This is a genomic window from Flavobacterium ginsenosidimutans (genome assembly GCF_037478105.1).
GTDB classification, from domain to species: Bacteria; Bacteroidota; Bacteroidia; order Flavobacteriales; family Flavobacteriaceae; genus Flavobacterium; species Flavobacterium ginsenosidimutans.
This window is the reverse complement of the sequence record NZ_CP147988.1, coordinates 4,373,793-4,389,343: the sequence shown is the minus strand read 5'-3', so window position 1 is coordinate 4,389,343 and position 15,551 is coordinate 4,373,793. Positions and strand designations below refer to the sequence as shown.

The 15,551-nt window shown below is 35.2% G+C and carries 9 protein-coding genes; all 9 read left to right on the top strand.

The window, feature by feature from the left end:
* Positions 1-173: 173 nt before the first annotated feature.
* On the top strand, positions 174-1,139 hold the full coding sequence (locus tag V6624_RS19090) for a glycoside hydrolase family 130 protein (protein ID WP_338839819.1): 966 nt from the start codon (positions 174-176) through the stop codon (positions 1,137-1,139).
* A 7-nt stretch (positions 1,140-1,146) separates the two neighbouring features.
* Positions 1,147-2,220, top strand: a complete 1,074-nt coding sequence (locus V6624_RS19085) for a carbohydrate-binding family 9-like protein (RefSeq protein WP_338839818.1) — start codon at positions 1,147-1,149, stop codon at positions 2,218-2,220.
* Positions 2,195-3,313: a putative glycoside hydrolase gene (locus V6624_RS19080; protein WP_338839816.1), complete on the top strand. Its 1,119-nt coding sequence runs from the start codon at positions 2,195-2,197 to the stop codon at positions 3,311-3,313. The genes V6624_RS19085 and V6624_RS19080 overlap by 26 nt, the downstream gene beginning before the upstream one ends.
* A gap of 92 nt (positions 3,314-3,405) precedes the next feature.
* A complete protein-coding gene (locus V6624_RS19075; protein WP_338839815.1) occupies positions 3,406-4,428 on the top strand; it encodes a N(4)-(beta-N-acetylglucosaminyl)-L-asparaginase in 1,023 nt (340 codons plus the stop codon).
* A 214-nt stretch (positions 4,429-4,642) separates the two neighbouring features.
* On the top strand, positions 4,643-6,955 hold the full coding sequence (locus V6624_RS19070) for a beta-N-acetylhexosaminidase (protein WP_111289809.1): 2,313 nt from the start codon (positions 4,643-4,645) through the stop codon (positions 6,953-6,955).
* A 172-nt stretch (positions 6,956-7,127) separates the two neighbouring features.
* Positions 7,128-8,981 (top strand): beta-galactosidase, encoded by a 1,854-nt coding sequence (locus V6624_RS19065; protein WP_338839814.1) that lies wholly within the window; start codon positions 7,128-7,130, stop codon positions 8,979-8,981.
* Positions 8,982-9,018: 37 nt separating this feature from the next.
* Positions 9,019-10,503: an alpha-L-fucosidase gene (locus V6624_RS19060; protein WP_338839813.1), complete on the top strand. Its 1,485-nt coding sequence runs from the start codon at positions 9,019-9,021 to the stop codon at positions 10,501-10,503.
* A gap of 35 nt (positions 10,504-10,538) precedes the next feature.
* Positions 10,539-12,758, top strand: coding sequence for a GH92 family glycosyl hydrolase (locus V6624_RS19055; RefSeq protein ID WP_422389317.1), 2,220 nt, complete (start codon positions 10,539-10,541; stop codon positions 12,756-12,758).
* Between the two features lie 13 nt (positions 12,759-12,771).
* Positions 12,772-15,432: a glycoside hydrolase family 3 protein gene (locus V6624_RS19050; RefSeq protein WP_111289815.1), complete on the top strand. Its 2,661-nt coding sequence runs from the start codon at positions 12,772-12,774 to the stop codon at positions 15,430-15,432.
* Positions 15,433-15,551 lie beyond the last annotated feature (119 nt).

Below are 15,551 nucleotides of genomic sequence, written 5' to 3'. Positions count from 1 at the left end.
TTTTTTAACCATGAAGTTTGTCATTTCGAGGAACGAGAAATCACACTCGAAAATAGACAAAGATTGGTAATATAGATTGAGGAGTTTCTAGTGTGATCCTTCGTTCCTCAGGATGACAAAACGAAGCTTTAGAATAAAAGAACAAAAAAACTAATAAATAAAAAGAACAAAAAATGAGTACTATTCCTTGGCAAGACAGACCCGAAAACAGTAAAGATGTAATGTGGAGATATTCTGAGAATCCAATTATCGACAGATATTCGATTCCTTCATCAAACAGTATATTCAATAGTGCAGTTGTACCTTTTGGAGACGGATATGCTGGGGTTTTCAGATGTGATAATAAAGCAGTTCAGATGAATATTTTTGCTGGTTTCAGTAAAGATGGAATCAATTGGGACATCAACCACGAACCAATTGTAATGCAGTCTGGTAATACAGAAATGATCGAATCTGCTTATAAATACGATCCTCGTGTGGTTTGGATCGAAGACCGTTACTGGATTACTTGGTGTAATGGTTACAACGGACCAACAATTGGTATTGGTTATACTTTTGATTTTAAAGAATTTTTCCAATGTGAAAATGCCTTTTTACCATTCAACAGAAACGGAGTTTTGTTTCCACAAAAAATTAACGGAAAATACGCGATGTTAAGCCGTCCAAGTGATAACGGACACACGCCTTTTGGAGATATCTGGATCAGCTATAGCCCAGATATGAAATATTGGGGAGAGCACAGATTGGTGATGAAACCAAGTCCGTTTGAGCAAAGTGCTTGGCAATGTACAAAAGTTGGTGCAGGACCAATTCCAATCTTGACAGAAGAAGGATGGTTAATGATTTACCACGGAGTTATCAATACTTGTAATGGTTTCCGTTATGCAATGGGTTCAGCGCTTTTAGATGTTGATTCGCCAGACCAAGTAAAATACAGAACACAACCTTATTTATTAGGACCAGCAGAGACTTATGAAATGGTTGGAGACGTTCCAAACGTAGTATTCCCTTGTGCTGCTTTACACGATATTAAAGAAGATAAATTAGCGGTTTATTACGGTGCGGCTGATACTCACGTAGCAATCGCTTTCGGAAAATTAAGTGAAGTAATTCAGTTTACAAAAGAAAATAGTTTATAATATAAAGATGCATAGTAGAAGTAAATTATTGTCCCTAGCCGTTTTTTTTGTTGGATTGATGGGTTATTCGCAATCTGAAAAAGGGGTTACACCGAAAAGTTATATTGCGTATAAGACTTCAAAAGAAATTGTTATTGATGGAGACGGGGCAGATAAAGACTGGGAAAAAGCAGCTTGGACAACACCTTTTGTCGACATAGAAGGCGTTGAAAAACCAAAATACAATACTCAGGTCAAAATGCTTTGGGACGATAATTACTACTATATCTTGGCAAAAATAGAAGAGCCTCACGTTTGGGCAAATCTAAGACAACGCGATACGATTATTTTTTACAATAATGATTTTGAGGTTTTTATCGATCCAGATAATGATACACACAATTATTATGAATTGGAAATAAATGCATTAAACACGGCTTGGGATTTATTTATTAATAAACCTTACAGAGAAAAAAATACGGTTTTAAACGATTGGAATATTACAGGTTTAAAATCGGCGGTGAAGATTGACGGAACTTTAAATAATGCTTCAGATGTAGATAAAGGCTGGACATTAGAAATTGCAATTCCGTGGTCGGTTTATAAAACATCATATTTCGATGATATTGTTCCGAAAGATAAATTTTGGAAAGTCAATTTCTCTAGAGTGAATTGGCAGCATTCAGTCGTTGACGGAAAATATGAGCGTAAAAAAGATTCAGAAGGGAAATTTCTCCCAGAATACAATTGGGTTTGGTCGCCTATGGGAGTGATAAATATGCATGAGCCCGAAAAATGGGCTTATGTATACTTCTCTTCAAAAGAAATAGGAGGACAGGATACTTTTACAATTCCACAGGAAGAAAAAGTAAAATGGGAACTGTATACGTTGTATCGTGCTCAAAAGAGATATTTCGATAAAAATAAATCTTGGGCAAAATCACTGCAAAGTATCAGTAAAAAAAATATAGTTGTGGATGGAAAGACTTTAAAACCAGTTTTAGAAAATCATTCATCAGGATTTAATATCTTGGTAAAGAGTCCTTTTTCAAACAAAACCTTAATAATTAAAGAAGATGGTAAAATTATTACGAACGAATAAGTTACAAAAGCTGTCAAAAGTTTTAGTTTTGGCGCTTTCGCTGAGTTTATTTTCGTGCGGACAAAAAGAGAATAAAGATCAGGAAAACGGAAAATTCACTTTTGGAGTTTGGACAACTGCTGACGCTAAAAAATCGGATGCAGATTATTCGAAAGAATTTAAAAAATATAAAGACGGCGGAATCGATGAAGTTTTAATTAACACGCAAACAGATCCGAAACTATTAGCAAGATTAGTTCCTCTTGCAAAAAAAGAAGGACTAAAAGTTCACGCTTGGATTATGGCAATGAATCGTCCAAATGATTCAGTTGCCTTACAACATCCAGATTGGTATCAAGTAAGTAAAGAAGGAAAATCTTGTTTTGATAACCGTCCGTATGTAGATTATTACCAATGGCTTTGCCCAACTAAAGAAGAATCTAGAAACCACGTTTTAGGTTTAGTGGAAGGTTTAGCAAAAGTAGAAGGAATTGAAAGTGTACATTTAGATTATATTCGTTTCCCAGATATTTTCTTACCAATCAGTTTGTTGCCAAAATACAACTTAGTTCAGGACGTAGAATTACCACAATTTGATTTCTGTTATTGTGATGCGTGCGTAAGCAAATTTGAAAAAGAACATCATAAAAATCCAAAAAAGAGCCACAATACGTCAATTGATATGGAGTGGAAAAATTTCAGGTTAAATGCTGTAAAAGCTGTGGTTGACGACGCTTATAAAATTGCTCACAAATACAATAAAAAATTAACGGCAGCAGTATTCCCTTATCCAGAAATGGCAGATCACATGGTACGCCAGCGTTGGGATAAATGGAATATTGATGAAGTATATCCAATGATTTATCATAGTTTTTATGATGAAGAAATTGACTGGGTGGGTTACGCAACAAAGCAAGGTGTAACAGATTTAGAAGGAAAACAGACGAAAGTAAATACAGGAATTTATATTCCAGGATTAAAATCGGATGCAGAATTGAAAGAAGCGATTTTATTAGCTAAGAAAAATGGTGCAACAGGAGTTTCATTTTTTGACGGAAATGCTTTATCAGATAGTAATTTAAAAACAATTGCAGCCGTAAAAGAGGGGTTATAGACGATTTTACTGGGATTAAAAATTATTACTGATTAATTTAGCAACTATTAAGAACATTTTGTTTTTGAAAGTTGAATTAAAACAAAAAAGACATGTCAAATAGAAGAGATTTTATTAAGAAAACGACTTTAGGCACATTAGCCATTAGTTCTGTTTTGGGCGTAAGCGGATTTGCTGCAAATCACGAAAATGAACCAGAAGTAGAATCAAAAGATAAAAAACAGACAAAACCGATTATCATTTCGACATGGAATCACGGTTTGCCTGCTAATAAAGAATCTTGGAAAAACCTAAAAGAAGGAAAATCAGCATTAGACGCAATCGAAGCTGGAATGAAAATACCTGAAGCTGATCCAAACGTTCGCAGTGTTGGTTACGGAGGATATCCAGATCGCGAAGGAAAAGTAACTCTTGATGCTTGTATCATGGATCACAATAGTAATTGCGGATCTGTTTGTTTCTTACAGGGAATCATGCACCCAATTTCTGTTGCAAAAAGAGTTTTACAAAATACGCCTCACGTTATGTTATCGGGACAAGGCGCATTACAATTTGCTTTGTCAGAAGGATTTAAAGAAGAAAATTTACTGACTCCAGAATCTGAAAAAGACTGGAAAAAATGGCTGGAAGATTCAAAATATAAACCAGTCATAAATATAGAAAATCACGATACCATAAGCATGCTAATGTTAGACCAAGATGGCAATCTTTCGGGCGGATGCACCACGAGCGGTGCGGCTTGGAAAATGCACGGACGCGTCGGTGACTCCCCAATAATCGGCGCGGGTCTTTTCTTGGACAACGAAGTAGGAGCTGCAGCAGCAACAGGTTTAGGAGAAGCTGTTATTAGAACTGCTGGAAGCGCAATGGTTGTCGAATTAATGCGTCAGGGAAAATCTCCTTATGATGCTTGTAAAGAAATTACAGAGCGTATTTACAACAAACATAAAAACCACAAAGACATGGAATACTTGCAAGTTGGTTTTATTGCTTTGAATAAAAATGGTGAATATGCTGGTTACAGCTTAAGATCAGGATTTAATTACGCCGTTTCTGATGATGTGAAAGGCCACAGAATGGAAGACGCGAAATTTAAAATGTCTTGGGATAAATAATTATCACGTTTAGAACTTTGACAAAGTTTTTCGACAGTATTGTCATTTCGACGTAAGGAGAAATCTTCGAAAGTAGCTCCACAAAGATTAGTGAATTAGTATGAGGAAGTCCTAGTCTGGTTTCTCCTTACGTCGAAATGACATACAAAAACTAAAAAAATACATCTCTAAAAATAGCTTTATAAGAAGTATCAGAGAAACCAAAAAATAAAGAATGAAAAAAATACTATTTCTATTAACCGTAATCACTTCAATTTTTTCGGCTAACGCGCAGAAAGTTTACACGGAAAGTGATATTCATATCATTCCAAAACCGAGTCAGACTCTTATTAAAACAGGTGTTTTTGAATTTACAAAAGATACAAAGTTTGTAGTAAATGGTGATTTCCAAAAAGATGCAGCAAATGCTTTGGCTTCTAAATTTGAAGTTGCTGCAGGATGGAAACCAGAAACGACAACAAAAGCTCCAATAAGCAATTTTGTTCAGTTTAAAGTAGATCCGAACTTAAAAAATGAAGCTTACGTTTTAGATGTTAATCCGACAAGTATTGTTATTTCTGCAAAAGGAAATGTTGGTTTTTTATATGGTTTAGAAAGTGTTAGACAATTGCTTCCTGAAGCAATCGAAAGTAAATATGCGATCACTTCTGCAAAATGGCAGATTCCAAGTTTAACAATTACAGACGAACCACGTTTCAAATGGAGGGGTTTAATGTTGGATTTATCTCGTCATTTTTTTGATAAAAATTATATTCTGGCTACAATTGATCGTTTGGCAATGCACAAAATGAACGTTTTGCATTTACATTTAGTTGACGATCAAGGTTGGAGAATTGAGATTAAAAGATATCCAAAATTAACCGAAGTTGGTGCTTGGAGAGTTGATCAGGAGAATACAAGCTGGAATGCTAGATTAACAACAAATCCTGATGAAAAAGGAACTTACGGTGGATTCTTTACACAAGATGAATTAAGAGAAATCGTAAAATATGCATCTTCAAAAGGAATCGAAATTATTCCTGAAATTGAAATGCCAGCACACGTAAGCAGTGCAATTGCTGCTTATCCAGAATTGGCTTGTTTCAATCAGAGAATTGGTGTTCCGTCAGGCGGAGTTTGGCCTTTGACTGATATTTATTGTGCAGGAAAAGAATCGACTTTTGAATTTTTGCAAAATGTAATTGATGAAGTAATCACGATTTTCCCTTCAAAATACATTCATATTGGTGGTGATGAAGCGACTAAAACGAATTGGGCAAAATGTCCAAACTGCCAAAAAAGAATTAAAGATGAGCATTTAAAAAGTGTTGACGAATTACAAAGCTATTTTGTAAAACGTATGGAAAAATACATCAACTCAAAAGGTAAAAAAGTTATCGGTTGGGATGAAATTTTAGAAGGAGGTTTAGCTCCAGATGCGACTGTAATGAGTTGGAGAGGAATGAAAGGCGGAATTGAAGCAGCTGATCAAGGTCATGATGTTATTATGACTCCAGAATCTCCTTGTTATTTCAACTTTTACCAAGGCCCTCAAAACGAAGAACCTTTAGCTTTTGATGCTTATAATCCGTTAAACGAAGTGTACAAATTTGATCCTGTAGTTTCAACAATGACGTCTCAGGAAGCAGCACACGTTTTAGGTGGACAAGCGAATTTATGGACAGAACATTTAGCATTGCCAAAAGATTCTGAGTATATGATTTTCCCAAGATTGGCAGCATTATCAGAAACTTTATGGAGTCCGAAAGAGAAACGCAATTGGAATGATTTTACTGCAAGATTGTTTTCATTATTCAAACGTTACGATTATTTAGGAATCAATTATGCCAAAAGTGCTTATTTGGTAACTGCTTCTTCAACAGCAGATTTGCCTAATAAACAAATTAAAGTTGAATTGAAAAATGAGTTTCCTAATCCAGACATTCGTTATGCTTTAGGAGATAAAAGTATCGATCATCACGCTATAAAATATACGGCTCCAATTGAGATTAAGGAAACAACAGTTTTAAAAGCTTCTTTATTTCAAAATGATAAACCAGTAGGAAAAACATACACAGATACAATTGTTTTCCATAAAGCATTTGCACAAAAAGTGAAGTACTTAACACCTTATAATCAGAATTATAAAGGAGATGCAAATACAATGGTGAACACTATCAGAGGAAGTAAAAATTTCCACGACGGACAATGGCAAGCTTGGCTAGTTAATGATATGGAATTGGTAATTGATCTTGAAAAAATAGAAAGCATTGAACAAGTTACAGTTGGAGCTTTAGAAAGCCAAGGTGCAGGAGTTAATTTCCCAATTCAAGTGAAAGTGTTGATTTCTACAGATGGAATTAAATATACGCAAGTTGGAAAAATAACACGCCCGTATGCGGTAAATGCAGTTCCAGAATTGAAAGATTTCAAAATCAATTTCCAAAAACAAAATGCACGTTTTGTAAAAGTAATTGGAGGCAACTTAAAGAAAAGTCCAAAAGGAGAAAGCTCTTGGTTGTTTGTAGATGAAATTTTGGTGAATTAAATATTTTTCAACACATAGAAACATAGAGTTTTTTCTTTTGAAACTTGGTAAAAGAGTTTAGAAAGAAACTAGTTTCTAACACATAGTTTAACGTGAAATGCTTGTGACAGCTTTGTCAAAGTTTCAAACTTTGACAAAGCTTTAAAGTCATAAATGTATAATCTGAAAAAAAATGAATAAGATATTATTTAAGCTCGGAGTATTATTGATTTGTTTGATGCCGTTTTTTAATGCGGCGCAAACAAAAGGATTTTCTATATCTAATGGAGAATTTCAAAAAGATGGGAAAGTCATAAAAATACATTCAGGAGAAATGCACTATGAGCGTATTCCTAAAGAGTATTGGAGACATAGGCTACAAATGATTAAAGCTATGGGATTGAATACCGTAGCAACCTATGTGTTTTGGAATTATCACGAAATAGAGCCAGGTGTATGGGATTTTAAAACAGGAAATAGAGATTTAGGAGAGTTTTTACGTATTGCTAAAAGTGAAGGATTGTATGTGATTCTTAGACCAGGTCCGTATGCATGTGGCGAATGGGAATTTGGAGGATATCCTTGGTGGTTGCAAAATAATCCAGATTTAGTAATTCGTACCAATAACAAAGCATTTTTAGAAGCTTGCAAAACGTATCTGGAACAATTGTATGCAGTGGTAAAAGGAAATTTTGCTAACCAGGGAGGGCCAATTATTATGGTTCAGGCAGAAAATGAATTTGGTTCTTATGTTTCTCAAAGAACCGATATTAGTGCTGAGGATCATAAAGCATATAAAACTGCAATTTACAATATGCTTAAAGAAACTGGGTTTCCAGAGCCTTTTTTCACTTCTGACGGTACTTGGTTGTTTGAAGGTGGTATGGTTGAAGGCGCATTGCCAACTGCAAATGGGGAATCAAATATAGAAAATTTAAAAAAACAAGTTGATAAATACCATAAAGGACAAGGGCCTTATATGGTCGCAGAGTTTTATTCTGGATGGTTAGATCATTGGGCAGAACCATTTATTAAAATTGGATCTGAGGAGATTGCTAGTCAAACTAAAAAGTACCTTGATGCAGGTGTTTCTTTTAATTATTATATGGTGCACGGTGGTACTAATTTTGGATTTACCTCTGGAGCAAATTATAATGAAGAAAGTGATATTCAGCCGGACATTACAAGCTATGATTATGATGCTCCTATTAGCGAAGCAGGTTGGGCAACACCAAAATTTATGGCTATACGTGAAGTAATGCAAAAGTATTCTAAAACAAAATTAGCATCGATTCCAGAGAAAATACCAGTTACAAAATATCCTAATCAGCCTGTCAAATCAAGTATGGATGTTTTAAGTTGGATCAAAAAAGAAAAAGCGGTTGTAAATGACCAGCCATTAACATTTGAAAAATTGGGGCAAGGAAATGGATATGTTTTGTATCGAAAAAGATTTACGCAACCAATTTCTTCTGGCAAATTAAAAATTGAGGGATTGAGAGACTTTGCTACAGTTTATGTAAATGGAGTTAAGGTTGGTGAATTGAATAGAGTTTTCAAGAATTACGAGTTGACAGTTTCTATTCCTTTTAACGGTATTTTAGAAATTCTAGTTGAAAATATGGGACGTATTAATTACGGAGCCGAAATTGTACATAATACTAAAGGAATTATTTCTCCAGTATTCATTAATGAATATGAAATTAGTGGTGGATGGGAAATGTATAAAATGCCAATGAATGAAGCGCCAGTTATTAAAAATGAAACGATAAAACCAGGACGCCCAGTTTTATATGAATCTACAGTAAACATAGATAAACCAGCCGATACTTTTCTTGATATGACAAATTGGGGAAAAGGAATTGTATTTGTTAACGGCCACAATCTTGGTCGCTACTGGAAAGTAGGACCGCAACAAACACTTTATGTACCAGGCTGTTGGTTGAAAGCGGGCGAGAATAAGTTTGTTGTCCTTGAGCAACTTAATGAAAACACCCAAAAAGAACTAATTTTTACAGATCAACCGATACTTGAAAAACTAAACTAAAAAACAAAGAATAATAAATTATTAAATTAGATTAAAGATGAAAAAAGGAATATTCATAATCGCCCTTTTATTTTCAGCTCAGATATTCGCTCAGGCGATTTATGAAGATGAAAGATACGTACCAGAAACTGATCCGTTAGTTTTAAAGAACTTAGACGAATGGCAAGGCAAAAAATTTGGTTTGCTAATGCACTGGGGAACTTACAGCCAGTGGGGTATTGTAGAATCTTGGTCTATTTGTCCTGAAGATTACGGATGGTGTGAACGTAAAAAAGGAAGCAATCCGTCTAATTATAATGATTATATTAAAGATTACGAAGGTTTAAGAAAAACGTTTAATCCTGTAAAATTTGATCCTGAAAAATGGGCTAAAGCGGCTAAATATGCTGGAATGAAGTACATGGTTTTCACTACAAAACACCATGATGGATTCAATATGTATGATACTAAATATTCTGATTACAAGATTACTAGTAACGATGTTCCTTTTCATACAAACCCAAAAGCTGACGTTTTAAAAGAAATTTTCAACTCTTTTAGAGGTGAAGGTATTTCAACTGGAGCGTATTTCTCTAAACCAGACTGGCATAACGAAAATTACTGGGATCCATATTTTCCTCCATTCGACAGAAACGTAAACTACGATCCGTCTTTATATCCAGAAAAATGGCAGAAATATGTTGACTTCACTCACAACCAAATCTTAGAAATTCTTTCTAACTACGGAAAAGTTGATATCTTATGGTTAGATGGAGGATGGGTTAGAAAAAGAGACCAAGTAAACATCAAAGAAAACTATGACGAGAAATTTACTGAAAACGAATCTAAAAATGGTTTCATTAAACACAGAGTTGTAGACCAAGATCCTAAAATGGATGAATTGGTAATTAAAGCGCGTCAAAAACAACCTGGATTAATTGTAGTAGATAGAGCTGTTCACGGTAAAAACCAAAACTATTTAACTCCAGAAGGACGTGTTCCTGCTAAAACGTTGCCTTATCCTTGGGAATCTTGTATTCCAGCTGGCGGTGGATGGTCTTATTCTCCAGGTGCTACTTACATGACTGGAAGACAAGGAATTCATTTGTTGGTTGATATTGTGGCAAAAGGTGGTAACTTACTGTTAAACATTGCTCCAAGTCCAGAAGGAGAATGGGATAAAGGTGCTTACGATTTATTGCAAGCTTACGGAGATTGGATGAAAGTAAACAGCACAGCAATTTACAACACAAAACCAATCGAGCCTTACAAAGAAGAAAACATCTGTTTTACACAAAACAAAGCTGGAAATGTATTTGCATTTTATTTAGCTAAAGACGGAGAAGATAAAATTCCTGCTGAAGTTACAGTGAAATCTATCAGTCCTAAAAAAGGAACAAAAATCACGATGTTAGGTTCTAAAACTTCTTTAAAATGGACAAAAGAAGGAAACGGATTTAAAGTAATTATTCCAGAAAGCTTAAGAAAAAATCTTCCTGCGAAAGAAGCTTGGATTTTAAAAATCGAAGCTATAAACAGATAAGAATGAAGCCTATGCTTTTAAATATTAAAAATAAAATGAAGACAGCATGTATTTTATACATGCTGTTTTTTAGCATCACTATTTTTGCGCAGGAACCTGCTGATTTTGTTAATCCATTTATTGGGACTTCCAATTATGGTGCGGCTTATCCGGGTCCGATTGCACCGCGCGGAATGGCAAGTATTAGTCCGTTTAATGTGGCTGGAGTAAAAAATACTCCGATGGAAAAAGACAGCCAGTGGCTTTCTAATCCGTATGTGAATGAAAATAATTTTTTGACAGGTTTCAGTCAGGTGAATTTGAGCGGAGTTGGCTGTCCAGAATTGGGTGTTATTTTATTGATGCCAACCACTGGAGCAGTAGAAATTGATCACTTAAAATACGGTTCGACTTATTCTAATGAAGTTGCCAAAGCTGGCTATTACAGTGTAAACATCGAGAAATACAAAGTAAAAGGTGAATTTACAGCTTCAAAGCGAGTGGGAGTAAGCAGATTCACTTTCCCGAAAGGGCAATCTAATATTTTATTAAATCTTGGTTTAGGATTAACCAATGAAGAAGGTGCGATGATAAAAGTGGTTTCTGCTACAGAAATTGAAGGAATGCGTTCAGTTGGTTCGTTTTGCTACAATAGTCCAGAAGACGCTTATCCAGTTTATTTTGTGGCTCAATTTTCTAAACCTGCCGATAAATTTGGAGTTTGGAAAAAACCTGCAAAATACAACGGCGTTGAAGCGCAATGGATGGGCTACAACGGAAAAGCCAGAATGATGGAAAATACAATCAAAACCGTTGTGGGGGATAGTATTGGAAGTTATTTTACGTATAAATTCGACAAACAAGAAACGGTTGAAGTGAAGATTGGAATTTCGTACGTAAGTATCGAAAATGCCCGTGAAAACTTAGCAAAAGAAGTTGGTAACAGATCTTTTGATGCAATTTACAAAGAAACCTACAACCAATGGAACGAAGAATTGTCTAAAATTTTGGTTGAAGGTGGTACAAAAGATGAAAACACGATTTTCTACACAGCTTTGTATCACACTTTAATTCACCCAAATACTTTAAATGATATTAACGGACAATATCCCGTAATCAAAAGAAGTAAAATTGCTAAAACCGATGACACCCGTTATACCGTATTTTCTTTATGGGACACGTATAGAAATGTCCATCCGTTAATGTCTTTGGTTTATCCAAAACAGCAATCGGATATGGTAAAAAGTATGTTGGATATGTTCGATGAAAACGGCTGGTTACCAAAATGGGAATTGAATTCGACTGAAACTTTTACCATGGTTGGAGACCCTGCAAGTATTGTAATTACAGATACTTATATGAGAGGAATTCGTGATTATGATGTTAATAAAGCCTATTATGCGATGTTGAAAGGCGCAGATAATATTGAAAATAATCCGCTTCGTCCAGGATTGAAAGATTATATCAAAAAAGGATATTTAACAACTGACAATAAAGGCCCAGTTTCTACAACTCAGGAATATAATATTTCAGATTATTCTATTTCGCTTATGGCCAACGAATTCGGTGACAAAGACAATGTAAAACGTTTTAAAGAACGTTCATTATCCTACAGAAAATTATTTGATAAAAACTTAAATCTGCTTCGACCAAGAACGGCTGACGGAAAATGGTACGAGCCATTTGATCCTGCATCTGGAGCTAATTTTGAAGAAAATGTAGGTTTTATCGAAGGAAATGCTTGGCAGTATAATTTCATGGTTCCTCACGACATTATCGGATTAAAGAAATTAATGGGTGGTGATCAAGCTTTTTCGGCGCAATTGCAGAAAATATTTGATACGAAACAATTTGATATGGCAAATGAACCAGACATTGCTAATCCGTATTTATTCAATTATGTGAAAGGCGAAGAATATAAAGCTCAGGAAATGGTAAAGAAATTGGTTCACGAATATTTCAAAAATGAACCAAAAGGATTGCCTGGAAATGACGATACTGGAACAATGTCAGCTTGGTTGGTGTATTCGATGATGGGAATTTATCCAATATCGCCAGGAGATCCAATTTACACCATTACAGCGCCAATGTTTCATAGAGTGACGATTAAATTAGATCCAAGATATTATAAAAAAGAAAGCATTGTTATTGAAAGACAAATCAATAACGGTGGAAAAATCAATTCGATTGAGCTAAACGGAAAATCAATTAACAGCTTTTTTATTTCGCACGATGATTTTGTGAATGGAACAAAGCTTAAAGTGATTCAAAACTAAACACAACACAACTATGTTACAATTAAGAATGAGAAAAACGGCCATTATTTTTGTAATGGCTGTTGGTTTTTTAAACCAAACCCACGCCCAGAAAAAGTATCTGTATCAAGATGCGAAAGCGCCTGTTGAAGACAGAGTAAAAGACCTGTTAAGCCGCATGACCCTTGAAGAAAAAGTGCGTCAGATGGATATGTATAGAGGAGATTTTTTTAAAGAGAAAGAAGATTTTGCTAAAGCTAAATCGGCAGAAAAAATCGGAAAATTAGGAATTGGAGCAATTCATGATCTTTATCCGCGTTCAGCGAAAATGATTAACGACCTTCAAACAAACGTAATAAAAGGAAACCGTTGGGGAATTCCGGCGCTGATTATGTGTGAAATGCTTCACGGTTATTTAGACGAAGGAAGTACTGCTTTCCCAATGAACATAGGGCTTGGAGCAACTTGGGATACATCAGTTATTGACAAAGTTGGAAAAGTAATTGGTATGGAAGCTAGAGCGCATGGAGTTCATTTTGGATTTGGTCCAAACTTAGATTTAGGGCGCGAACCAAGATGGGGACGTGTTGCTGAAACTTTTGGTGAAGATGCTTTCTTGAACAGTGAAATTGGTTTGGCTTTCATTAAAGGACTACAAGGAGATGATTTAAAATCTGATCGTTCTATAATTGCAGAACCTAAACACTTTGCAGTTCACGGTATTCCACAAGCGGGAGGAAATTCTTCTCCAATTTTGGTTGGAGAACGTTCAGCAAGAGAAGATCATTTACCATCTTTCCAAAAAGCATTTACAAAAGGTGGAGCGTTGGGAACAATGTGTGCTTATTCTGAGTTAGACGGAATCCCTTGTGCAGCAAATCATTGGTTATTGACGGATGTTTTGAGAAACGAATGGGGTTTTAAAGGACTTGTAGTTTCAGATTTAGGAGCTATTAAATACATTCAGACAACTCACAAAGTGGCTGATTCTCCAAAAGATGCTATTAGAGAAGCGGTTTCTGCGGGTGTTGATATGCAGTTTTATGATTTTTCAAACGAATTCTGGCAAAATACAGTTATTGAATTGGTAAATGAAAAGAAATTGACAATGGAAAACATCGACCGTGCAGCGGGAGCAGTTTTGCGTTTGAAATTCTTGTTAGGATTATTCGAAAATCCGTACACAGATAAAAATCTGATTAAAGAGCGTTTTCATACTCCAGAAAACCAGCAAGTTGCTTTAGAAGCGGCTCAAAAATCAATGGTTTTATTGAAAAATGATAACAATACTTTGCCTTTAAGTAAAAACTTGAAAAACATTGCGGTTATCGGACCAAATGCAAATGCTTCAAGATTGGGAGGTTATGCTCCTAAAAATAGTGTCGGAATGACGGTTTACGAAGGAGTTAAGGAATTGGTTGGAAAAACTGCGAATGTAGTTTATGAAGAAGGAGTTCCATTGATCGTAAAAGGACAGATTATTCCATCTAAATATTTATTTACTCCAGACGAATCTCAAAACGGATTAAAAGGAGAATATTTCAATAACAGAAACTTAGAAGGAACCCCAGCATTGACACGTATTGACAGTCAGTTAGAGTTTGACTGGCCTTGGGCGCCAGGTGACGGTGTAAATGTGGATGATTTTTCTATTAGATGGACAGGATTCTTAAAATCAGACCAAGCATTGGATGGCTGGTTAGGTTTAAGTTCTGATGACGGAATCAGAATGTATATCGATGATCAATTGGTAATTGACAACTGGACAAAAGGAGCAACAAGCATGGTTACAGTTCCAAAAAATATTGAAAAAGGTAAAAAATACAAAGTCCGCATTGAAATGTGGGAAGGAGGCTGGGGAGCCAGAGCGCATTTCCGTTGGAATTTAGAGAAAGTAAACTTACAGCCAGCAATCGACGCAGCTAAAAAAGCAGATGTTGCGATTGTAGTTTTAGGAGAATCTAACGAATTGGTAGAAGAAAACAGAGATGTTGCTTCTTTAGATTTATTCGGAATACAACAGCAATTGATAGAAGAGATTCAAAAAACAGGAACTCCAGTAGTTTGTGTGTTACTAAACGGTCGTCCGCTTTCTACAAACTGGATTGCAGAAAATATTCCTGCTGTTCTTGAAGGATGGTTCCCAGGAGAATTAGGAGGAAGAGCAGTTGCTGATGTTTTATTTGGAGATTACAATCCAGGAGGAAGATTGCCAATTACAGTTCCAAAATCAGTTGGGCAGTTACCTATATATTATAATCAAAAACCATCTGCTATTCACAAATATGTAGCAGAAAGCGAACATCCTTTATATACTTTCGGTTACGGATTAAGTTATACGAAGTTTGAATATTCTAATTTAAAGGTTAGTTCAAAAGAAATTAAACCAAACGGAGAACTTAAAGTTTCTGTTGATGTGAAAAACATTGGAAATTTAGATGGAGATGAAGTTGTACAATTATATGTAAATGATGTTTACAGTTCTGTTACGACTCCAGAGAAAACTTTAAGAGGTTTTAAAAGATTAAATATTAAAAAAGGAGAAACTAAAAATGTTGAATTTACACTTACTAAAGACGAGCTAGGCCTTTATAATAGGGAGATGACGTTCGTTGTCGAGCCAGGAGACTTCGAAGTTATGGTGGGCGGAAACTCTACTGATTTGCAAAAAACGACATTTAAGGTTTCTAACTAAAAAACGTTAAACACAGAATAATTTTGAACGTTTTTTAGTTAAAAAAAAGAATACAATTAAAAAAGGCCAAAATCTATTAGATTAATAGATTTTGGCCTTTAAAATAAGGCAGAGTTTGA

Bases quoted from the DNA above. Each gene is read 5' to 3' on its own strand.
- V6624_RS19090 (WP_338839819.1), top strand. From the start codon at position 174: ATGAGTACTATTCCTTGGCAAGACAGACCCGAAAACAGTAAAGATGTA.
- V6624_RS19085 (WP_338839818.1), top strand. From the start codon at position 1,147: ATGCATAGTAGAAGTAAATTATTGTCCCTAGCCGTTTTTTTTGTTGGA.
- V6624_RS19080 (WP_338839816.1), top strand. From the start codon at position 2,195: ATGGTAAAATTATTACGAACGAATAAGTTACAAAAGCTGTCAAAAGTT.
- V6624_RS19075 (WP_338839815.1), top strand. From the start codon at position 3,406: ATGTCAAATAGAAGAGATTTTATTAAGAAAACGACTTTAGGCACATTA.
- V6624_RS19070 (WP_111289809.1), top strand. From the start codon at position 4,643: ATGAAAAAAATACTATTTCTATTAACCGTAATCACTTCAATTTTTTCG.
- V6624_RS19065 (WP_338839814.1), top strand. From the start codon at position 7,128: ATGAATAAGATATTATTTAAGCTCGGAGTATTATTGATTTGTTTGATG.
- V6624_RS19060 (WP_338839813.1), top strand. From the start codon at position 9,019: ATGAAAAAAGGAATATTCATAATCGCCCTTTTATTTTCAGCTCAGATA.
- V6624_RS19055 (WP_422389317.1), top strand. From the start codon at position 10,539: ATGAAGACAGCATGTATTTTATACATGCTGTTTTTTAGCATCACTATT.
- V6624_RS19050 (WP_111289815.1), top strand. From the start codon at position 12,772: ATGTTACAATTAAGAATGAGAAAAACGGCCATTATTTTTGTAATGGCT.